The organism is Mycobacterium sp. P2_H7 (genome assembly GCF_056403275.1).
The window spans coordinates 202,940-222,213 of the sequence record NZ_JBFUFU010000011.1; the positions used below are offsets into that span (position 1 = coordinate 202,940).

At 68.9% G+C, this 19,274-nt stretch carries 18 protein-coding genes; 13 read left to right on the forward strand and 5 right to left on the reverse strand.

What is annotated here, in order from left to right; translation table 11 throughout:
* Nucleotides 1–5 precede the first annotated feature (5 nt).
* Complete coding sequence (gene coaD / locus AC1DY7_RS19005) at nucleotides 6–482, forward strand: pantetheine-phosphate adenylyltransferase (RefSeq protein WP_477495242.1); 477 nt, start codon at nucleotides 6–8, stop codon at nucleotides 480–482.
* An 88-nt stretch (nucleotides 483–570) separates the two neighbouring features.
* On the forward strand, nucleotides 571–1,314 hold the full coding sequence (sepIVA, locus tag AC1DY7_RS19010) for a cell division protein SepIVA (protein WP_477495243.1): 744 nt from the start codon (nucleotides 571–573) through the stop codon (nucleotides 1,312–1,314).
* Between the two features lie 77 nt (nucleotides 1,315–1,391).
* Here sepIVA and AC1DY7_RS19015 read toward each other — a convergent pair whose 3' ends face one another.
* The gene (locus AC1DY7_RS19015) at nucleotides 1,392–2,594 is read right to left on the reverse strand and encodes an SfnB family sulfur acquisition oxidoreductase (RefSeq protein WP_477495244.1); all 1,203 of its coding nucleotides are present in this window, start codon (nucleotides 2,592–2,594) and stop codon (nucleotides 1,392–1,394) included.
* Nucleotides 2,591–3,760: an LLM class flavin-dependent oxidoreductase gene (locus AC1DY7_RS19020; RefSeq protein WP_477495245.1), complete on the reverse strand. Its 1,170-nt coding sequence runs from the start codon at nucleotides 3,758–3,760 to the stop codon at nucleotides 2,591–2,593. The genes AC1DY7_RS19015 and AC1DY7_RS19020 overlap by 4 nt, the downstream gene beginning before the upstream one ends.
* Nucleotides 3,761–3,923: 163 nt before the next feature.
* Here AC1DY7_RS19020 and AC1DY7_RS19025 point away from each other — a divergent pair, with 163 nt between their 5' ends.
* From AC1DY7_RS19025 to mutM, 3 genes are read left to right on the forward strand one after another with little or no spacing between them, the layout of a single operon-like run.
* Nucleotides 3,924–4,481, forward strand: coding sequence for a YceD family protein (locus tag AC1DY7_RS19025; RefSeq protein ID WP_477495246.1), 558 nt, complete (start codon nucleotides 3,924–3,926; stop codon nucleotides 4,479–4,481).
* Nucleotides 4,478–5,170: a ribonuclease III gene (gene rnc / locus AC1DY7_RS19030; RefSeq protein ID WP_477495247.1), complete on the forward strand. Its 693-nt coding sequence runs from the start codon at nucleotides 4,478–4,480 to the stop codon at nucleotides 5,168–5,170. Before AC1DY7_RS19025 ends, rnc begins: the two co-directional genes overlap by 4 nt.
* On the forward strand, nucleotides 5,163–6,032 hold the full coding sequence (mutM, locus tag AC1DY7_RS19035) for a bifunctional DNA-formamidopyrimidine glycosylase/DNA-(apurinic or apyrimidinic site) lyase (RefSeq protein WP_477495248.1): 870 nt from the start codon (nucleotides 5,163–5,165) through the stop codon (nucleotides 6,030–6,032). Before rnc ends, mutM begins: the two co-directional genes overlap by 8 nt.
* On the opposite strand, the gene AC1DY7_RS19040 is transcribed toward mutM, so the two are convergent.
* On the reverse strand, nucleotides 6,033–6,596 hold the full coding sequence (locus AC1DY7_RS19040) for an Rv0361 family membrane protein (protein WP_477495249.1): 564 nt from the start codon (nucleotides 6,594–6,596) through the stop codon (nucleotides 6,033–6,035).
* A gap of 167 nt (nucleotides 6,597–6,763) precedes the next feature.
* On the opposite strand from AC1DY7_RS19040, the gene AC1DY7_RS19045 reads away from it, so the two are divergent.
* From AC1DY7_RS19045 to smc, 3 genes are read left to right on the forward strand one after another with little or no spacing between them, the layout of a single operon-like run.
* A complete protein-coding gene (locus tag AC1DY7_RS19045) occupies nucleotides 6,764–7,180 on the forward strand; it encodes an OsmC family protein (RefSeq protein ID WP_477495250.1) in 417 nt (138 codons plus the stop codon).
* On the forward strand, nucleotides 7,164–7,448 hold the full coding sequence (locus AC1DY7_RS19050; protein ID WP_477495251.1) for an acylphosphatase: 285 nt from the start codon (nucleotides 7,164–7,166) through the stop codon (nucleotides 7,446–7,448). Before AC1DY7_RS19045 ends, AC1DY7_RS19050 begins: the two co-directional genes overlap by 17 nt.
* Before the next feature lie 26 nt (nucleotides 7,449–7,474).
* Nucleotides 7,475–11,062, forward strand: a complete 3,588-nt coding sequence (gene smc / locus AC1DY7_RS19055) for a chromosome segregation protein SMC (protein WP_477495252.1) — start codon at nucleotides 7,475–7,477, stop codon at nucleotides 11,060–11,062.
* Here smc and fni read toward each other — a convergent pair.
* The gene (fni, locus tag AC1DY7_RS19060) at nucleotides 11,046–12,095 is read right to left on the reverse strand and encodes a type 2 isopentenyl-diphosphate Delta-isomerase (RefSeq protein ID WP_477495253.1); all 1,050 of its coding nucleotides are present in this window, start codon (nucleotides 12,093–12,095) and stop codon (nucleotides 11,046–11,048) included. The genes smc and fni overlap by 17 nt on opposite strands.
* 25 nt (nucleotides 12,096–12,120) lie before the next feature.
* Here fni and ftsY point away from each other — a divergent pair, with 25 nt between their 5' ends.
* The 4 genes from ftsY (at nucleotide 12,121) to AC1DY7_RS19080 (ending at nucleotide 17,954) form a co-directional block, all read left to right on the forward strand.
* The gene (gene ftsY, locus AC1DY7_RS19065; protein WP_477495254.1) at nucleotides 12,121–13,491 is read left to right on the forward strand and encodes a signal recognition particle-docking protein FtsY; all 1,371 of its coding nucleotides are present in this window, start codon (nucleotides 12,121–12,123) and stop codon (nucleotides 13,489–13,491) included.
* A gap of 166 nt (nucleotides 13,492–13,657) precedes the next feature.
* Nucleotides 13,658–15,037 carry an ammonium transporter gene (locus AC1DY7_RS19070; RefSeq protein WP_477495255.1) on the forward strand — a complete coding sequence of 460 codons (1,380 nt, stop codon included), beginning with the start codon at nucleotides 13,658–13,660 and terminating at the stop codon, nucleotides 15,035–15,037.
* Nucleotides 15,038–15,042: 5 nt separating this feature from the next.
* Nucleotides 15,043–15,381, forward strand: a complete 339-nt coding sequence (locus AC1DY7_RS19075; protein WP_003881099.1) for a P-II family nitrogen regulator — start codon at nucleotides 15,043–15,045, stop codon at nucleotides 15,379–15,381.
* Between the two features lie 80 nt (nucleotides 15,382–15,461).
* Nucleotides 15,462–17,954, forward strand: coding sequence for a [protein-PII] uridylyltransferase (locus AC1DY7_RS19080; RefSeq protein ID WP_477495256.1), 2,493 nt, complete (start codon nucleotides 15,462–15,464; stop codon nucleotides 17,952–17,954).
* On the opposite strand, the gene AC1DY7_RS19085 is transcribed toward AC1DY7_RS19080, so the two are convergent.
* Nucleotides 17,951–18,217 (reverse strand): helix-turn-helix domain-containing protein, encoded by a 267-nt coding sequence (locus AC1DY7_RS19085; RefSeq protein WP_477495257.1) that lies wholly within the window; start codon nucleotides 18,215–18,217, stop codon nucleotides 17,951–17,953. The two genes, AC1DY7_RS19080 and AC1DY7_RS19085, sit on opposite strands and share 4 nt — an antisense overlap.
* A gap of 83 nt (nucleotides 18,218–18,300) precedes the next feature.
* Between AC1DY7_RS19085 and map the strand changes: the two genes are divergently transcribed.
* Nucleotides 18,301–19,062, forward strand: a complete 762-nt coding sequence (gene map / locus AC1DY7_RS19090; protein ID WP_477495258.1) for a type I methionyl aminopeptidase — start codon at nucleotides 18,301–18,303, stop codon at nucleotides 19,060–19,062.
* Nucleotides 19,063–19,274: the final 212 nt, after the last annotated feature.

Below are 19,274 nucleotides of genomic sequence, written 5' to 3' on the forward strand. Positions count from 1 at the left end.
CCGACATGAGTGGCGCCGTCTGCCCAGGATCCTTCGACCCGGTGACCCTCGGTCACGTCGACATCTTCGAGCGGGCCGCCGCCCAGTTCGACGAGGTCGTGGTGGCGGTGCTGGTGAACCCGAACAAGAAGGGCATGTTCAGTGTCGAGGAACGGATCGAACTGATCCGTGAGTCGACGACGCACCTGTCGAACCTCCGCGTCGAGGCCGGCGGCGGCCTGGTGGTCGACTTCGTCAAGCAGCGTGGGCTGACCGCCATCGTGAAAGGCCTGCGTACCGGCACCGATTTCGAATACGAGCTGCAGATGGCGCAGATGAACCGCCATGTCGCCGGCGTGGACACCTTCTTCGTGGCGACCACCCCGCAGTACTCATACGTGTCGTCGTCGCTGGCCAAGGAGGTGGCGACCCTCGGCGGGGACGTCAGCGACCTGCTGCCGGCGCCAGTGAACGCCCGCTTGCAGGCAAAGCTGCGCGGGTAGGACTGCGCGACACACCGCAGCAAAACCGAGTCACAGGCGTAACACCAGGCACACTGGTCACTAACAACTACGCCTGGAGGGTGTTGCCGTGTACCGAGTGTTTGAGGCGCTTGACGAACTCAGTGCAATTGTCGAGGAAGCACGCGGCGTGCCGATGACGGCCGGTTGCATGGTGCCCCGCGGCGATGTCCTGGAGCTGCTCGACGACATCAAGGACGCCATCCCCGGCGAACTCGACGACGCCCAGGATGTGCTCGATGCGCGCGACGGCATGCTCGACGAGGCACGCCAGCACGCCGATTCGACGGTGTCCTCGGCCAATGCCGAGGCCGACTCCCTGCTCAACCACGCGCGCAGCGAAGCCGACCGGATGGTGTCCGAGGCCAAGGCCGCGGCCGACCGGATGGTGCATGAGGCCCGCGCCCACGCCGAACGCACGGTGACCGAATCGCGCGAGGAAGCGGCGCGTATCAACGCCGCGGCCAAGCGCGAATACGAGGCCAGCACCGGCCGGGCCAAGTCCGAGGCGGACCGGCTGATCGAGAACGGCAACATCTCCTACGAGAAGGCCGTGCAGGAAGGCATCAAGGAGCAGCAGCGGCTGGTCTCGCAGACCGAGATCGTCCAGACCGCCACCGCCGAGGCCACCCGCCTGGTGGACTCCGCGCATGCCGAGGCCGACCGGTTGCGCGGCGAGTGCGACATCTACGTCGACAGCAAGCTCGCCGAGTTCGAGGACTACCTCAACGGCACCCTGCGTTCGGTGAGTCGCGGCCGCCACCAGCTGCGGACCGCCGCGGGCACCCACGATTACGTGACGCGCTCCGCTTAACCAGCTCGTTTCCGACGTCATGGTCGTTCCCGCTCGCCGGGGGCGACCATGACGTCAGTTTTGCGTCGGCGCGATGCTCAGAGCTGGCCGTGCCGGGGCGGGAACGTCCCGGACAGCGTGTAGCGACCGATGTGCTGCACCTTCCAGCGCGTCGCATCGTGCAGCGTGTGGGTGCGGGCATCACGCCAGTACCGCGACAGGTTCGCCGAGCCCGAGGCGCTGCGGGTACCACCGAGTTCGAACAACGCGCTCGACGCCTCCAATGACGCCCGGGTGGCAGCCACCTTGGCGACCGCCACGGCGACCGACGCCTCGGCCGCGGTGTCCGCGTTCAGGTCTGCGGTCGCGGCGTCCACCGCCCGGCCCGCCTCGGTCAGCAGGGCCTGCGCGCCGCGGACCGTCACGGTGAGATTGCCCGCCACCTGAATCAGCGTCGGGTCGTCGACGGCTGCCGATACGTCGGACTCGAAGTGGGGCCGCGCCTTGGCGGCCTGCCGAACGCCCTCGGCCAGTGCGGCCGTGGCGATCCCGACATCCAGGGCGGTGTGCAACAACTGCGCCCGCGCACCGTAGACGCTCGGCCGACCGAAGATCGGCGTGAACGGCACCACCTGCGCGGCCGGCACCGCGACATCATCGAGTGTCACCGTGCCCGACGCGGTGGTGCGCTGGCCCATCCCGTCCCAGTCGTCCACGACGGTCAGCCCCGGCGCGTCCGCGGGAACGAAGGCCAGCGCCTTCGGCGTCGACGAGGTCGGGGTCTCGGCCGGATTCTCGGGCAGCGAAGCCCGCACGATCACCCAGTCGGCGAAAAGCGCACCGGTGGAATAGAACTTGCGCCCCGATAGCACGTAGTCGCCGCCGTCGGTCGCTGTCAGCGTGGTGGCGTCGACATCGATGGGTCCCGAGCGTTCCGACTGGGCGTTGGCGAAAAGTGCGCCGTCGAGCACCAACGCGTAGAAGAAACCCTGCTGGGCCGGAGTGCCCTGCAGCCGCACCGCCTCGAGGAAGGTGTAGTGCGAGTGCGGGATCTGGGCCAGGGAGGCGTCGGCGTGCGCCAGCAGCCGGAACACCTCGGCGATCACCGAGGCCGGCGCGTCGATACCGCCGTGTTCGACGGGCACCGACAAGGCAAGCAGCCCAGCCTCTTTGAGGGCCTGCACCGGCTCATGGGGCAGGTGGCGGTCCGCGTCGCGCGCACCGGCATCGTCGGCGAAGACTTTCGACAGATCGGCGGCGACGGTCAGCGCGTGGTCGGCATCGAGGATGCGCGCCGTCACCGCGCCGAGCCCACGAACGGGATCGACACGCTGGGCGCCTCCTCGGAGCCGGCGTTGAACAGGCCGCGCTCACGCAGGACCGGCACCACGCCCTCGCCGAACCAGAAGAGTTCCTCCAGGTGTGGGTAGCCGGAGAAGATGAACTCATCGATGCCGATCTCGGCGTACTCCGCGATCCGGTCCGCCACCTCGGTGTGGCTGCCGACCAGGGCGGTACCGGCGCCGCCGCGCACCAGGCCCACGCCCGACCACAGGTTCGGCGCGATCTCCAGGCTGCGGGCGTCGTTCCAGGTGCCGTCGGCCCGGTTGGCCTCGTGCAGGGCCAGCATCCGGCGCTGGCCTTCGGACTGGCTGCGGGCCAGCCCGGCCTGCGCGGCGCGCACGGTGTCCTCATCGAGGGCGGCGACCAGCTTGTCGGCCTGCGCCCAGGCCTCTTCGGAGGTGTCGCGCGAGATGGTGTGCAGCCGGATCCCGAAGCGCAGCTTGCGGCCCGCAGCCTCGGCCTCGGAGCGGATCCAGGCAATTTTCTCGGCGACCGCGGCGGGCGGCTCACCCCAGGTGAGGTAGACGTCCGAATGCCGGGCCGCCACCGGGCCGGCGGCCTTCGAGCTGCCCCCGAAGTACAACGGCGGCACCGGATTCGGCGGGACCGCCAGGGTTGCCTCTTCGACGTCGATGTACTCGCCCTTATGGGTCACCGTCTCGCCGGCCCACAGCCGGCGCACCACGTCGAGGAATTCGTCGCAGCGCTGGTACCGGGCGTCCTTGTCCAAGTGGTCACCGAATGCCCGCTGCTCGTGCGCCTCGCCGCCGACGACGACGTTGAGCAGCAGGCGCCCCGGGGCGTGCCGGGCAAAGGTGGCCGCCATCTGCGCCGACAGGGTGGGGCTGACCAGACCCGGCCGGAACGCCACCAGGAAGGCCAGCGACGTGGTCTCCCGCGCGAGCAGGGCCGCGGTGATGAACGCGTCCTCGCACCACGCGCCGGTGGGGATGAGGGCGCCGGTGAAGCCGAACCGTTCGGCGCTACGCACGATCGACGCCAGATAGTCGATGGTGGCCTCCCGGTCACCCCCGGCCGCGCCGGCCGGTGTGCCGTGGCCACCGCCGACGATGAGGCGGCTGTCGCCGTAGGTGGGCAGGAACCAGTGCAGCTTCACAGTCACGGCTCGAGTATCGGTGTCCGCGGCGATCGGTCGTGCCGGATGCCGTGCGGATCGAGCCGCATCACCGACCTCACCGGCCACAGCGGAGCCGGCGAATAAAAATCTCGGTGATCGAGTTTCGGCCCCGGTCGGCGGTGATCCGCACCAAAGTAAGATCAGCGCCATGGCCGCCTCGAATCCCCTCGTCATCGACATCTCGCGGCTGGGGCGCCGTCCCGGCTCGATGATCACGGTGCAGGAGACGGTGCCCGCTCCGTTCCGGATCGGTCTGGACCTCATCCGCATCGACGAGGGTGCGCCGATGGAGCTGGACCTGACGTTGCAATCCGTGTCCGAAGGGGCGCTGGTGACGGGCACGGTGTCGGCACCCACGACCGGTGAGTGCGTGCGCTGCCTGGAACCGGTGACCGGACACGTGAGCATCGACCTCACCGAACTGTTCGCCTATCCCGGCAGCACCACCGAGGAGACCACCGAGGAAGACGAAGTCGGGCACGTCGTCGACGACCGGGTGGACCTGGAACAGCCGATCCGGGACGCGGTCGGTCTGATGCTGCCGTTCTCCCCGGTCTGCCAGGAGGACTGCGCCGGTCTGTGCCCGGACTGCGGTATCGCACTGGCCTCGGCCGAACCCGGCCATCAGCACGAGAAGATCGATCCCCGCTGGGCCAAGCTGGCCACGCTCAAAGACGAGATCGAGGGCCCCGGGGCGCAGGCGTGACCGTCGACCGCACCAAATTGCTCGGCTCGCTCGGTGTCGCGCTGTCCGACGATCTGCTCACCGTCGCATTGACCCATCGCAGCTACTCCTACGAGAACGGCGGCCTGCCGACCAACGAGCGCCTGGAGTTCCTGGGCGACGCGGTGCTCGGGCTGACCATCACCGAGGAGCTCTACCACCGCCACCCCGACCGCGCCGAGGGCGACCTCGCCAAGCTGCGGGCCAGCATCGTGAACACCCAGGCGCTGGCCGATGTGGGCCGCGGGCTGGGGGAGCACGGCCTGGGCGCGTACCTGCTGCTGGGCAAGGGCGAGGAGACGTCCGGCGGTGCCGACAAGTCCAGCATCCTCGCCGACGGCGTCGAATCCCTTTTGGGCGCAATCTATATCGAGCACGGTAACGTCGTGGCCCGGGACGCCATCCTGCGGTTGTTCGCGGGCCTGCTCGACACCGCGCCCACACTGGGCGCAGGCCTGGACTGGAAGAGCAGCCTGCAGGAACTGACGGTCGCCCGCGGGATGGGTGCCCCGTCGTATGCGGTCACCTCCGAAGGGCCCGACCACGACAAGCAATTCACCGCGGTCGTCGTGGTCGCCGCCGCCGAACACGGCAAGGGCGTGGGCCGCACCAAGAAAGAGGCCGAACTCAAAGCCGCGGCAGCCGCCTGGAATGCCCTCAAGGATGCCTGAGCTCCCCGAGGTCGAGGTGGTGCGGCGCGGACTGGACGCCCACATCGTCGGCCGCCGTATCGCCGAGGTGCAGGTGCTGCATCCGCGGGCCGCGCGCCGTCACGACGGCGGACCCGCCGACCTGGCGGCCCGCCTGCGCGACACCACGATTGCGGGCACCGGCCGGCGCGGAAAGTACCTGTGGCTCACGCTCGACAGCGGCGACGCACTGGTGGTGCATCTGGGTATGAGCGGGCAGATGCTGTTGGGGCCGGTTCCCAACCCCGGTCATCTGCGGATCGCCACGGTCCTCGATGACGGCACCGAACTGAGCTTCGTCGATCAGCGCACGTTCGGGGGCTGGATGGTGACCGAGATGGTCGGCCCCGAGGGCGCGGCAGACGGGGTGCCGCTGCCCGTCGCACACATCGCCCGCGACCCGCTGGACCCGGACTTCGACCGCGACGGGGTGGTAACGGTGTTGCGCCGCAAGCACTCCGAGATCAAGCGGCAGCTGCTGGATCAGACCGTGGTGTCCGGCATCGGCAACATCTACGCCGACGAGGCCCTGTGGCGGGCGCAGATCTACGGCGGCCGGCTGGCCTCGGGGCTGCCGCGCAAGCAACTTGCCGCGGTGCTCGACGCGGCCGCCGAGGTGATGACGTCCGCGTTGGGTCAGGGCGGCACCTCATTCGACTCGCTGTACGTCAATGTCAACGGTGAGTCGGGATACTTCGACCGCTCGCTGGATGCCTACGGCCGGGTGGATCTGCCGTGCCGGCGCTGCGGCGCGGTGATGCGGCGGGAGAAGTTCATGAACCGCTCGTCGTTCTACTGCCCGAAATGCCAACCGCCGCCACGCGTGCGGCGCTCGGCCACCTGACTACTTCTTCTTGTTGAATTCCGTCGCCGCGGACATGCAGACCTTCCACTCGCCGGATTCCTTGCGGAAGTAGGCGGTGTCGAAGGGGCCGCCGGCGTTCATGTGCGCAGAGGCCACCTCACCTCGCACCTTGATGTCGGTCGCGGTCACCTCGGTCTTCGGCGCACTGTTGGGCACCTCGATGCCCCCGAGGATCTCACCGAGTTGGCCGAGCGCGCCGAACATCCCGGCCTCTGCCTTACAGAAGTACTGCGCCATGTCGGCGAACTTGCCCGTGCTGCCTGCCGCGTTGAAATCCTTGACCAGTTGCTGGATTTCGGATTCGTCTTTCGACACCGCGGGGGTGTCGTTCGCGCGGAACAGCAGCACCCCGCCGATGACGAGTGCGATGACCAGGACGACCGCGGCGATGCTGCCGCCGATGAGCCAGCCGCGGCGGCGCTTGGGCGGGGGCGGCGCCGGATACGGGTACTGATAGGCGTAACCCTGCTGCGGCGGATAGCCGTATTGCGGCGGCGCGCCGTACTGCGGGTCGCCGTATTGCGGATATGCGGGATACGGCACGGCGGGGGGTTGCTGCTGTGGGTCCCAGCCTGGTTGCCCCGGCTGCCATCCTGGTTCCGAAGGCGGGTAATACGTCACGGTGATTGCTCCTGGAGGTGTTGCACCTCACCCTAACGCGGGGTAGGGCCCGCAGCGGGGAACCGCACGTAGCGGGTACTAATGACGGCATGACAGAACTGTGGGTCGAGCGCACCGGGGTGCGCCGCTACACCGGTCGCAGCACCCGTGGCGCCGAGGTGCTCGTCGGATCCGAAGACGTAGACGGTGTGTTCACCCCGGGCGAGCTGATGAAGATCGCGCTGGCCGCGTGCAGCGGCATGAGCAGCGACCAGCCGCTGCGCCGCCGGCTCGGCGACGACTACGCCGCCACCCTCCGGGTGTCGGGGGCCGCCGACCGTGAGCAGGAGCGTTACCCGCTGCTGGAGGAGAAGCTGGAGGTCGACCTGTCCGGATTGTCCGAGGACGAGGTCAAACGCCTGCTGGTGGTGGTCGAGCGGGCCATCGATCAGGTCTGCACCGTGGGGCGCACCCTGAAGTCGGGCACCGAGGTGAAGTTCGAGATCTCGCATGAGCGCCCAGCCTGACGTCCGTCTGAACGCCTGGGTGCACGGCCAGGTGCAGGGTGTCGGCTTCCGGTGGTGGACCCGCTCGCGGGCCTTGGAACTGGGCCTGGCGGGCTTCGCCTCGAACCGCCCGGACGGCCGCGTCTACGTCGTTGCACAGGGCCCGCGGGCCGCCTGCGAGCGGCTGCTGGAGCTGCTGCAGGGCGGTGACACCCCGGGTACGGTCGACACCGTGGTCGCGGACTGGGCCGACGCGGGCGAGCAGATCCCGGGCTTCACCGAGCGTTAACCGCCGCGACGGTAGGGTTACCCGTCATGCATTTGAAGAGTCTGACGCTGAAGGGCTTCAAATCCTTCGCCGCGGCGACGACTCTGCGCTTCGAGCCGGGGATCACCTGCGTCGTCGGGCCCAACGGCTCGGGTAAATCCAACGTCGTCGACGCCCTGACCTGGGTGATGGGCGAGCAGGGCGCCAAGACGTTGCGCGGCGGCAAGATGGAAGACGTCATCTTCGCCGGCACGTCCACCCGTGCGCCGCTGGGCCGTGCCGAGGTCACCGTGACCATCGACAACTCCGACAACGCGCTCCCCATTGAGTACTCCGAGGTGTCCATCACCCGTCGGATGTTCCGCGACGGTGCCGGTGAGTACGAGATCAACGGCAGCAGTTGCCGTTTGATGGACGTGCAGGAACTGCTCAGCGACTCCGGCATCGGCCGCGAGATGCACGTCATCGTCGGGCAGGGCAAGCTCTCCGAGATCCTGGAATCCCGCCCGGAGGACCGCCGCGCCTTCATCGAAGAGGCCGCCGGGGTGCTCAAGCACCGCAAGCGCAAAGAGAAGGCGGTCCGCAAGCTCGACTCGATGCAGGCCAACCTGGCCCGGCTCACCGACCTCACCACCGAGCTGCGTCGTCAGCTCAAGCCGCTGGGCCGCCAGGCCGAGATGGCGCGCCGCGCCCAGACCATCCAGGCCGACCTGCGCGATGCCCGGCTGCGGCTGGCCGCCGATGACCTGCTGACCCGGCAGACCGAGTTCAACGACACCAATCAGGCCGAGACGACGCTGCGCCGCGAACATGACGACGTCACCACCCGGCTGGAGGCGGCAAGCCTCGAGCTGACCGCCCACGAGTCGGCGGTGTCGGATCTGTCCGAGCGAGCCGACACGGCTCAGCAGACCTGGTTCCGGCTGTCTGCGCTGGCCGAACGGGTGAGCGCGACGGTGCGGATCGCCACCGAGCGCACCCAATTGCTGGACTCCGCGCCGGACACGACACCGGGTCGCGACCCCGAGGCGCTGGAGGCCGAGGCCGACCTGGTCGCCGAGGAGGAACGCCAACTGCTGGAGGAGCTCGAAGAGTCGCGGTACACGCTGGAGTCGGCCCGCGCCGAGCTCGCCGAGCGTGAACGGGTGGCCGCCGAGGCCGAACGCGCCCAGCGCGCCGCGGCCCGCGCCGAGGCCGACCGCCGCGAAGGGCTGGCCCGGTTGTCCGGGCAGGTCGACACGATGCGCTCCCGCGTGGAGTCGACCGACGAGAGCATCGCCCGGCTGGCCGCGCGGATCGAGGAGTCGGCCGCCCGGGTCGAACACGCCCAGGCGGCGTTCGAACTGGTGCAGGCCAAGGTGGGTGAGCTCGACGAGGGCGAGGTCGGCCTCGATGATCACCACGACCGGTCGGTGACGGCGCTGCGGCTGGCCGACGAGCGCGTCGCCGAACTGCAGGCGGCCGAGCGGGGCGCCGAGCGTCAGGTGGTGTCGCTGCAGGCCCGCATCGACGCGCTGGCGGTCGGGTTGGATCGTAAGGACGGCGCCGCGTGGCTCACTGAGAACCACAGTGCCGATGGGCTTTTCGGCACCGTGGCCAAGCTGCTGCGGGTGCGCTCCGGATTCGAGGTGGCGATCGCCACGGTGCTGGGCTCGGCCGCCGACGCCCTGGCGGCCGAGAACAACGGCGCCGCGCGTGCCGCCGTGGCCGCGCTGAAGGAAGCCGACGGCGGCCGGGCGGCGATCGTGTTGGGGGACTGGCCGCTCCGGCCGCGACCCGACACCGGCGCGTTGCACCACGGTGCGCAGTGGGCCGTCGACCTGGTCGAGATACCGGACCGGCTGCGCGGCGCGATCACCGCGATGCTGGCCGACGTGGCTGTTCTCGAGGACCTGTCCGCTGCGCTGGAACTCGTTGCCGCCCAACCACATCTGCGGGCGGTCACCGTCGAGGGCGACCTGGTCGGGGCGGGCTGGGTCAGTGGTGGTTCGGATCGCAAGGTGTCCACCCTGGAGATCGCATCGGAGATCGACAAGGCGCGCGCCGAGCTGGCGACGGTGGAGCGCCAGAGCGGCGAGCTGTTGGCCGCACTCTCCGGTGCCAAGCAGGAGCAGAACGCGCGCCAGGACGCCGCCGAGCACGCGCTGGCCGCGCTGAACGAGTCCGATGCCGCGATCTCGGCGATCTACGAGCAGCTCGGCCGGCTGGGCCAGGAGTCCCGCAATGCCGACGCCGAATGGCAGCGCCTGATCAAACAGCGCGACGAGCTGGAAACCGGTCGCGCCGCCACCGTCGAAGAACTCACCGAGCTCGAGACCAGGCTGAACAACGCGCAGGAAGAGCCGATGTTCGAGGTCGAACAGGTGGACCGGCAGGAGCACACCGTGGCCGCCGACGCGGCACGCTCCACCGAGGTGGAGGCGCGGCTGGCGGTCCGGACCGCCGAGGAACGGGCGAATGCCGTTCGCGGCCGGGCGGATTCGCTGCGCAGGTCGGCCGCCGCGGAACGCGAGTCGCGGGCACGCGCGCTGCGGGCCAGGGAGGCGCGCGAGTACGCGGCGACCGTGGCCGCCGCGGTCTCAGAATCGGGCCGGTTGGTCGCCGCCCGGCTGGCCGAAGCGGTCGCCGCGGCGTCCCGCATCCGCGACGAGCTGGCCACCGAGCGTCAGCTGCGCGGCCAGGCGCTGGGCAGGGCCCGCACCGAGGTCACCGAACTGAGTGCCAGGATCACCGCGCTGACCGATTCGCTGCACCGCGACGAGGTCGCCAAAGCCCAAGCGGCCCTTCGGATCGAGCAACTGGAACAGCAGGCCCTCGAACAGTTCGGGCTGGCGGCCGCCGACCTGATCGCCGAGTACGGCCCGCAGGTGGCGCTGCCACCCACCGAACTGGAGATGGCCGAATACGAGCAGGCCAAGGAACGCGGTGAGCAGGTGACCGCGCCGGCGCCCATGCCGTTCGACCGACCCACCCAGGAACGCCGGGCGAAGAAGGCCGAGCGCGAACTGTCCGAACTGGGCCGGGTGAATCCGCTGGCGCTGGAGGAGTTCGCCGCGCTGGAGGAGCGCTACAACTTCCTGTCCACCCAGCTGGAGGACGTCAAGGCCGCCCGCAAGGACCTGATGGATGTCATCGAGGACGTCGACGCGCGCATCCTGACGGTGTTCGCCGAGGCCTACGCCGATGTGGAGCGCGAGTTCACCCAGGTGTTCTCGTCGCTGTTCCCGGGCGGCGAGGGCCGGCTGCTGCTGACCAATCCGGACGACATGCTGACCACCGGCATCGAGGTCGAGGCACGCCCGCCGGGCAAGAAGGTCAAGCGGTTGTCGCTGCTGTCCGGCGGCGAGAAGTCGCTGACCGCGGTGGCGATGCTGGTGGCCATCTTCCGGGCCCGGCCGTCACCGTTCTACATCATGGACGAGGTCGAGGCGGCGCTCGACGATGTGAACCTGCGCCGGCTGCTGGGCCTGTTCGAGCAGCTGCGGGAGAAATCCCAGCTGATCGTCATCACCCACCAGAAGCCGACCATGGAGATCGCCGACGCGCTCTACGGCGTGACGATGCAGGGCGACGGCATCACCCAGGTGATCTCGCAACGGATGCGCGGCGAGGAACTGGTCACCGCCACTCCGTAGCGGTGACGCCGCTCTCGCGCAGCGCGGCCAGGTCGGCCGCACCGCAGCCGTGCAGGCAGATGCGCAACTCGGCGATGAAGCGCGCCAGCCAATCCGTCACTGCCGCAGCCGATTCGATCGCGGGCACCAGCAGCGGACGGGCGATGGCCACCACGTCGGCGCCGAGGGCGATGGCCTTCGCGGCGTCCATCCCGGTGCGGATGCCGCCGGAGGCCACCAGCGGCATGCCCGGCAGCGTGCGGCGCACCTCCACCAGGGCCTGGGCGGTGGGGATGCCCCACTCGGCCAGTTCCGGATCGTTGATCCGGCCGTAGCGGACGAACTGTTCCACCCGGGCCCACGACGTGCCCCCGGCGCCCGCCACGTCGACCGCGGCGATCGGGACGTCGGCCAGGTGCGCCGCGGCGGCCGCCCCGATTCCGTGGCCCACCTCCTTGAGCAGCACCGGGTACCCGATGGCGGTGGCGAGTTCGCGCAACCGCTGCACCGAGCCGGTGAAATCGGTGTCACCGCCCCGCTGCACCGCCTCCTGCAGCGGATTGGTGTGCACGGCAAGGGCATTGGCTCCGACCCGGCCCAGCGCGGCCCTCAGTTCGGGCACCACGTCGGGACCCAGTTGGGCCAGCCCGATGTTGCCGACCAGGAGCACGTCGGGCGCGACGTCGCGGACCTGGAACGTCGGTGCCAGGTCGTCGCCGAGCATGACCCGCTGCGAGCCGAGCATCATGCCGATGCCCAGTTCTTGGGCGGCCGCGGCGAGGTGGCGGTTGATGGTGCCGGACAGTTCGGAGCCGCCCGTCATCGACCCGATCAGCACCGGCGCCCGCAACCCGACGCCGAGGAATTCGGTGCTCAGGTCGATCTCGGCCAGGCTGGTCTGGGTGAGCGCGTTGTAGGGCAGGCGGTACCGCTCCAGGCCGGTGCGCACCGTCTGATATTCGACGGGCTCGGACAGGCAGACGTCGATATGACGCCGTTTACGCACTTGGAGGCCGTCCGCGGGGTGAGTCGAGAAGCCGGGGCCGATCGTCATGCTGCCGCCCTGAGACAATGGCGGCGTGTCAGATGCTCTGTGGATCGCACTTGCGGTCATCGCCGTTCTGGTTGTCGCTGCGCTGGTTGTCGGGCTGGTGCGCTACCGGCGCCGGCAGATCAGCCTATCCAAGCAGGACACCGCCACCCCGATCGATCGTTCCGGCGGATACACCGCCGCGTCCGGGATCACGTTTGCCGAGGCTCCGACGAAGTCGGAGCCCGTCGATGTAGCACCGACGAAGTCGGATGTAGCACCGACGAAGCCGGATGTAGCACCTCCTCCGACGGGAACGGGGCTGCCGGGGGTGGGCGACGACGCCGCGGTGCCCTGGGACGCGCCGAAACGCACCATCTCCAACGTCCAGTTGCCCGAGCCGCCCGTCGAGGTGGCCGAGCCCGAACCCGAGACCATCCCGGAGCCGGAGCCCGAGCCGGAGCCGGAGCCCGAGCCCGCTCCGGTCGTCGAGGAGATCGCCCCCGGCGAAGGCCGCCTGGAGCGGCTGCGCGGTCGACTTGCGAAATCGCAGAACACGCTGGGCCGCGGTGTGCTCGGCCTGCTCGGCGGCGGCGATCTGGACGAGGAATCGTGGGAGGAGATCGAGGACACCCTGCTGATCGCCGACCTCGGCCCCGTCGTCACCCAATCCGTGGTGGCTGCGCTGCGCGAGAAGATGGCCAGTGCCGGGGTGCGCACCGAGGCCGACGCCCGTGCCGTGCTCAAGGAGGTACTGGTGGCCGCGCTGCGGCCAGAACTGGACCGCTCCATCCGCGCGCTGCCGCACGCCGACAAACCGTCGGTGCTGCTGGTCGTCGGGGTGAACGGCACCGGCAAGACCACCACGGTCGGCAAACTGGCCCGTGTGCTCGTCGCTGACGGCCGCCGCGTCGTGCTCGGCGCCGCCGACACCTTCCGGGCCGCCGCCGCCGACCAGCTGCAGGCCTGGGCTTCCCGCGTGGGTGCCGACGTGGTCCGCGGTCCCGAGGGTGCCGACCCGGCGTCGGTGGCGTTCGACGCCGTGGACAAGGGCATCGCGGCGGGCGCCGACGTCGTCGTGGTGGACACCGCGGGACGGCTGCACACCAAGACCGGTCTGATGGACGAACTGGGCAAGGTCAAACGCGTCGTCGAGAAGCGCGCCAAGGTGGACGAGGTGCTGCTCGTGCTGGACGCCACCATCGGCCAGAACAGCCTGCCGCAGGCCAAGGTCTTCGCCGAGGTCGTGGACATCACCGGTGTGGTGCTGACCAAACTGGACGGAACCGCCAAGGGCGGCATCGTGTTCCGGGTACAGCAGGAACTCGGTGTCCCGGTGAAGCTCGTCGGCCTCGGTGAGGGGCCCGACGACCTCGCCCCGTTCGAGCCCTCCGCATTCGTCGACGCGCTTCTCGGATAGGTCTGCGCGCGGCGAATCCGCAGCGCGTAACACCGGGGAAACGAAACCGGCCGATCCGTTCACGTGCCCGAAACGCCAGCGCGTCGTCGGCGAAACAACTACTCAGCAGAGTTCCCTACCAGGTCAACGGTGCCTAACCGTGGCATGTCGAAGGAGGAAGCTGGGAGTGGACGGATTTCCGATAATGGGTCAGCCGGACACGGGTGACACGGCATGGATGCTCGCCAGTGCCGCACTCGTGCTGCTGATGACGCCTGGTCTGGCGTTCTTCTACGGCGGCATGGTGCGCGCCAAGGGTGTGCTGAACATGCTCATGATGAGCATCAGCTCCATGGGTGTGGTCACCGTGTTGTGGGTGCTCTACGGCTACTCGCTGGCCTTCGGCAACGACAAGTTCAACCTGTTCGGTGACCCGACGCAGTACTGGGGTCTGAAGGGGTTGATCGGCGGTAACGCCACGGCCGCCGTGGCGGCCGATCCCGCCACAGGAGTCGAGGCCGCCGACGCGGTGAACATCGCGTTGTTCGGCACGATCCCGCAGACGGTCTTCGTCGCCTTCCAGTTGATGTTCGCCATCATCACCGTCGCCCTGATCTCGGGCGCGGTGGCCGACCGGTTGAAGTTCGGCGGCTGGCTGCTGTTCTCGGGGCTGTGGGCCACCTTCATCTACTTCCCCGTCGCGCACTGGGTGTTCGCGTTCGACGGCTACACCGGTGAGTACGGCGGCTGGATCGCCAACAAGCTCAAGGCAATCGACTTCGCCGGCGGTACCGCGGTGCACATCAACGCCGGTACGGCCGGTCTGGTGCTGGCGATCATCCTGGGCAAGCGGCTGGGCTGGCCGGGCACTCCGATGCGGCCGCACAACCTGCCGTTCGTGATGCTGGGCGCAGGCCTGCTGTGGTTCGGCTGGTACGGCTTCAACGCCGGATCCGCCACCAACTCGGGTGGTTTGGCCGGTGCAACGTTCGTCACCACCACGGTGGCCACCGCGGCCGCGATGCTGGCCTGGTTGCTCACCGAGCGGATCCGTGACGGCAAGGCCACCTCGCTGGGTGCGGCGTCGGGCATCGTGGCCGGTCTGGTCGCCATCACCCCGTCCTGCTCCTCGGTGAACGTGGTCGGCGCCTTGGTGATCGGCGTGGTCGCCGGTGTGCTCTGCGCGCTGGCCGTCGGCCTGAAGTACAAGCTGGGCTTCGACGATTCGCTCGACGTGGTGGGTGTCCACCTGGTCGGCGGCATCATCGGAACGCTCATGGTGGGCGTCATTGCGACACCCGACGCCGGTGCCGGCGTGGAGAGCATCATCTACGGTGGCAGCTTCGACCAGTTGTGGCGACAGGCCGTCGGCGCGGGTGCGGTTCTTCTCTATTCGGCCATTGGTACAGCTATCTTGGCGTTGATCGTGAAATACACCATTGGCCTGCGTCTGGATAAAGAAGAGGAGGCCTCCGGCATCGACGAGTCCGAGCACGCGGAAAGCGGGTACGACTTCGTGGCTGTCGGAACCGGTTCTGTTCTTGGTCGTCACGGCGCGGAGGGATGAGGAAAATGAAGCTGATTACTGCGATCGTCAAACCGTTCACCCTGGAAGACGTCAAAACCGGTCTGGAGCAGACGGGCATCCTCGGGATGACCGTCAGCGAGGTCCAGGGTTACGGCCGTCAGAAGGGCCACACCGAGGTGTACCGCGGCGCGGAGTACTCCGTGGACTTCGTACCGAAGGTGCGGGTCGAGGTCGTCGTGGACGACTCCGCCGTCGACAAGGTCGTGGACGTCATCGTCCAGGCCGCCCGCACCGGCAAGATCGGTGACGGCAAGGTGTGGGTCAGCCCGGTGGACACCGTTGTGCGGGTGCGCACCGGTGAGCGTGGGGCCGACGCCCTCTGATCCGCACGTGAGCTGAGGGGGTGCTCTCCCGGCCAATGTAGTTGTTGACCGATAACAGGTATGGCCGGGGGAGGACCGAGATGACAGAGCAGACACCACACGATCCCGCTGCCGGGGCGTCCCGTTGGGAGGCGCCGGCAGCGGGATCGCTGCGTCCGGCAACGGATCTGGCCAAGGCGTCCGCTCAACTGTTGACCTCCGGTGGGCGCCAGCTGGATTCGGCGGCCTTGCGGGCCGCCCTGCTCGACCTCAACGAATTCTGGCTCACCACCAAGGCGACCGAGATCGGTATCACCCCGACCAGTGGTTTCGCGATCGTGGCCACCGGCGGTCTGGGCCGCGGCGAGTTCCTGCCGTACTCCGACCTGGATCTGACGCTGTTGCACGACAACATGCCGGTCGAGATCGTCAGCCAGGTCGCCGATCTGCTGTGGTACCCGTTGTGGGACGGGAATATTCGCATCGACCACAGCGTCCGCACGGTGCCGGAGGCGCTCAAGGTCGCCGGCGAGGATGTGTCCGCCGGCCTGGCGATGCTCGACGCCAGGCACATCGCAGGAGATCAGGAGCTGTCGTCGCTCTTGGTCGGCGGTGCGCGGCGGCAATGGCGCACCGGTATCGCCCCGCGGTTCGACGAACTGGTCGAACACGCCCAGGCGCGGTGGCAGCGCAGCGGTCAGATCGCGCACCGGGCCGAACCGGATCTGAAGAACGGTCGCGGCGGGCTCCGGGATGTGCAGCTGCTCAACGCCTTGGCCATCGCGCAGCTGGCCGACGTCTATCCCAGCCGGCTGCTGGCCTCGCCGACGGGCACCCTCGGTGAGGCGCATCTTGCGCTGCTGAACGTGCGCACCGAACTGCACCGCATTTCGGGCCGCGGCCGTGAACAGGTGCTCGCGCAGTACGCCGACGAGATCGGCGCGTCGCTGCGCATCGGGGACCGGTTCGATCTGGCCCGGATGCTCTCCGATGCCGCACGCACCGTCAGCTACTACGTGGATGCCGGTATCCGCACGGCCGGAAATGCCTTGCCTCGACGAGGTTTCGCCGCACTGCGCAGGCCGGCGCGGCGCCCGCTCGACGAAGGGGTGATCGAATTCGCCGGCGAGGTGATCCTGGCCCGCGATGCCCGGCCCGAACGTGACCCCGGCCTGATCCTGCGCGTCGCGGCCGCCTCTGCCACCACCGGGCTGCCCATGGCCGCGTCCACGTTGAGCCGGTTGGCCGGTGCCGCACCGGAACTGCGCGCGCCGTGGCCGCGTGCGGCGCTCAAGGATCTGCTGGTGATGTTGTCGGCCGGGCCGGCCGCGGTGGCCACCGTGGAGGCGCTGGATCGCACGGGTCTGTGGGGCAGGCTGTTCCCCGAATGGGGTGCGGTCCGCGACCTGCCGCCGCGCGACGTGGTGCACATCTGGACAGTGGACCGGCACCTGATCGAAACGGTCTCGCGGGCAAGCGCATTCACCACCCGGGTGGCTCGGCCCGACCTGCTGGTGCTGGGCGCGCTGCTGCACGATATCGGCAAGGGCCGCGGTGGGGACCACAGTGTCATCGGCGCGGAACTGGCCACCCAGGTGGGGACGCGCCTGGGCCTGTGGCCCTCGGATATCGAGGTGCTGTCCAAGATCGTCCGCTATCACCTGCTGCTGCCCGACACCGCGACCCGTCGCGATCTGCAGGACCCCAAGACGATCGACCGGGTGGTGAACGCCCTCGGTGGCGACCCGGTGCTGCTGGAACTGCTCCAGGCGCTGTCCGAAGCGGATTCGCTCGCGACAGGTCCCGGCGTGTGGGGCGACTGGAAGGCGTCCCTGATCGGCGACCTGGTTCGGCGCTGCCGGCTGGTGATGGCCGGCGAGCCGTTGCCGCAGCCCGATCCCATTGACCAGCACTACCTTTCGCTGGCATCCGATGGCGGTGTGCATGTCGACCTGACAGCCGGCGAGGGTGCCCACATCCACAACGTGACGATGATCGCGCCCGATCGCCGTGGCCTGCTGTCCAAGGCGGCCGGGGTGCTGGCCCTCAACTCGCTGCGGGTGCACTCGGCATCGGTCAACAGCATCGACGGCATGGCGATCAACACGTTCGTGGTGTCGCCGCACTTCGGCTCACCGCCGGCGGCCGAACTGCTGCGCCAGCAGTTCATCCTGGCGCTGGATGACGAGTTGGATGTCGTCGACGCGCTGGAGCGCCGGGATCGGGACGCGGCGGGCAACACCCAGGCCGGCGAGGTGGCCTCCGCCGTCCCGGTGAACCAGGTCAGCGCCCCGCCGCGGATTCTGTGGTCCGCCGGGTCCGCCCCGAACCAGTTCATCGTGCAGGTGCGGGCCGTGGACAGGACCGGACTGCTGGCCCGGCTCACCTCGGTGATCGAACGCGACGGCCTGGATATCGTCTGGGCCAAGGTCACCACCCTAGGCTCGGCAGTGGTGGACGTGTTCTGCATCGCGGTGCCGGCGCTGGCCGACGGCGACGACGGTACGAGGGCGGATGCACTGCGCGCCGAGCTGGAACACGAGCTGTACGCCGTGCTGCCTGCGCCGCCGAAGCCGGTGTCCGAAGCCAGTTAGCCCGTGTACCGCAGATCGGTGCGGACGAAGCAGTTCTCGGCCAGCTCGTCGAGGGACAGCGGAAGCACGCGGGCCAGCGCGGCGATGGTGCTGAACGCCGGGGTGGCCAGTCGGCCGGTCTCGATCTTGCGCAGCGTCTCCGGGGAAATCGCCGCGGCCTCAGCCACTTCGGCGAGGGTGCGGTCACCGCGGGCCCGGCGGAGTTGCTCGCCGAGGCGCTTGCCCGCGGCGAGTTGTTCAGCGGTCAGGGGGAGGCGCACCATGCGGTCAGCGTACCCGGAATCGGTATGAAAATACCGATTCGTCGGCTACGGTGGTATTTTCATACCGCTCAGGAGGCGTGGTTGTGTTGGAGTTGAAGACGCCGCAGGAGATCGCGGCGATGCACGTCACCGGGAGGTTCATCGCGGAACTGCTCGACGATCTCGCCGGCCGGGCCCGACCCGGGGTGAACCTGCTGGAGCTCGAACAGCGTGCCCGGGAGCTGATCAACGAGCGGGGCGCCCAGTCCTGCTACTGGGACTACGCCCCGTCGTTCGGGCGCGGGCCGTTCCGCAATGTCATCTGTCTGTCGGTCAACGACGCAGTGCTGCACGGGCTTCCGCACGACTACGTGCTGGCCGACGCCGACCTTCTCACCATGGACATCGCGGTGTCCATCGACGGATGGGTGGCCGATTCCGCCCTCAGCGTCATCATCGGCACCGCTCGACCCGAAGACCGTCGACTGGTGACCGCCACCGAGGAGGCATTGGCGGCAGGCATCGCCGAGGCGGTACCCGGAAAGCGCCTGGGCGACATCTCGGCCGCCATCGGCGACGTCGCGGCCGACTACGGCTACCTGGTCAACACCGAGTTCGGTGGGCACGGCCTGGGGCGCACCATGCATGAAGACCCCCACGTCCCGAACATCGGGCGGCGTGGCCGTGGGCTGAAGTTGCGTCCCGGGCTGACGCTGGCGCTCGAGCCGTGGTTCGCCGCGGGCACCGACCGCATCGTCTTCGACCCGGACGGCTGGACCATCCGCTCCGCGGACGGTTCCCGCACCGCCCACAGCGAGCACACCATTGCGATCACGGACGGGGCGCCACTGGTGCTGACGGCTTAGCGCCGTCTCGCAGTCGTGGCAACCCCAATTGTGTTGTGCGCGTGTATCTGTGGATGAATTGGYGACTGTGGATAACTCGGGTTGTTGTCGGTGGTTCGTACTAGTGTTCGGAGCATGGAGGGTGTTGTCGATCTGGTCGCGGTGATGGACACGTTGTCTACCGCCGGGTTCGAGGACGCCTCGGTGGCTGTGTTGTTGGATGTGCAGACCGC

Excerpts from the sequence above, each read along its gene's own strand:
- coaD (WP_477495242.1), top strand. The coding sequence starts at position 6 with ATGAGTGGCGCCGTCTGCCCAGGATCCTTCGACCCGGTGACCCTCGGT.
- AC1DY7_RS19025 (WP_477495246.1), top strand. The coding sequence starts at position 3,924 with ATGGCCGCCTCGAATCCCCTCGTCATCGACATCTCGCGGCTGGGGCGC.
- mutM (WP_477495248.1), top strand. The coding sequence starts at position 5,163 with ATGCCTGAGCTCCCCGAGGTCGAGGTGGTGCGGCGCGGACTGGACGCC.
- AC1DY7_RS19045 (WP_477495250.1), top strand. The coding sequence starts at position 6,764 with ATGACAGAACTGTGGGTCGAGCGCACCGGGGTGCGCCGCTACACCGGT.
- AC1DY7_RS19050 (WP_477495251.1), top strand. The coding sequence starts at position 7,164 with ATGAGCGCCCAGCCTGACGTCCGTCTGAACGCCTGGGTGCACGGCCAG.
- smc (WP_477495252.1), top strand. The coding sequence starts at position 7,475 with ATGCATTTGAAGAGTCTGACGCTGAAGGGCTTCAAATCCTTCGCCGCG.
- fni (WP_477495253.1), bottom strand. The coding sequence starts at position 12,095 with ATGACGATCGGCCCCGGCTTCTCGACTCACCCCGCGGACGGCCTCCAA.
- AC1DY7_RS19075 (WP_003881099.1), top strand. The coding sequence starts at position 15,043 with ATGAAGCTGATTACTGCGATCGTCAAACCGTTCACCCTGGAAGACGTC.
- AC1DY7_RS19080 (WP_477495256.1), top strand. The coding sequence starts at position 15,462 with ATGACAGAGCAGACACCACACGATCCCGCTGCCGGGGCGTCCCGTTGG.
- AC1DY7_RS19085 (WP_477495257.1), bottom strand. The coding sequence starts at position 18,217 with ATGGTGCGCCTCCCCCTGACCGCTGAACAACTCGCCGCGGGCAAGCGC.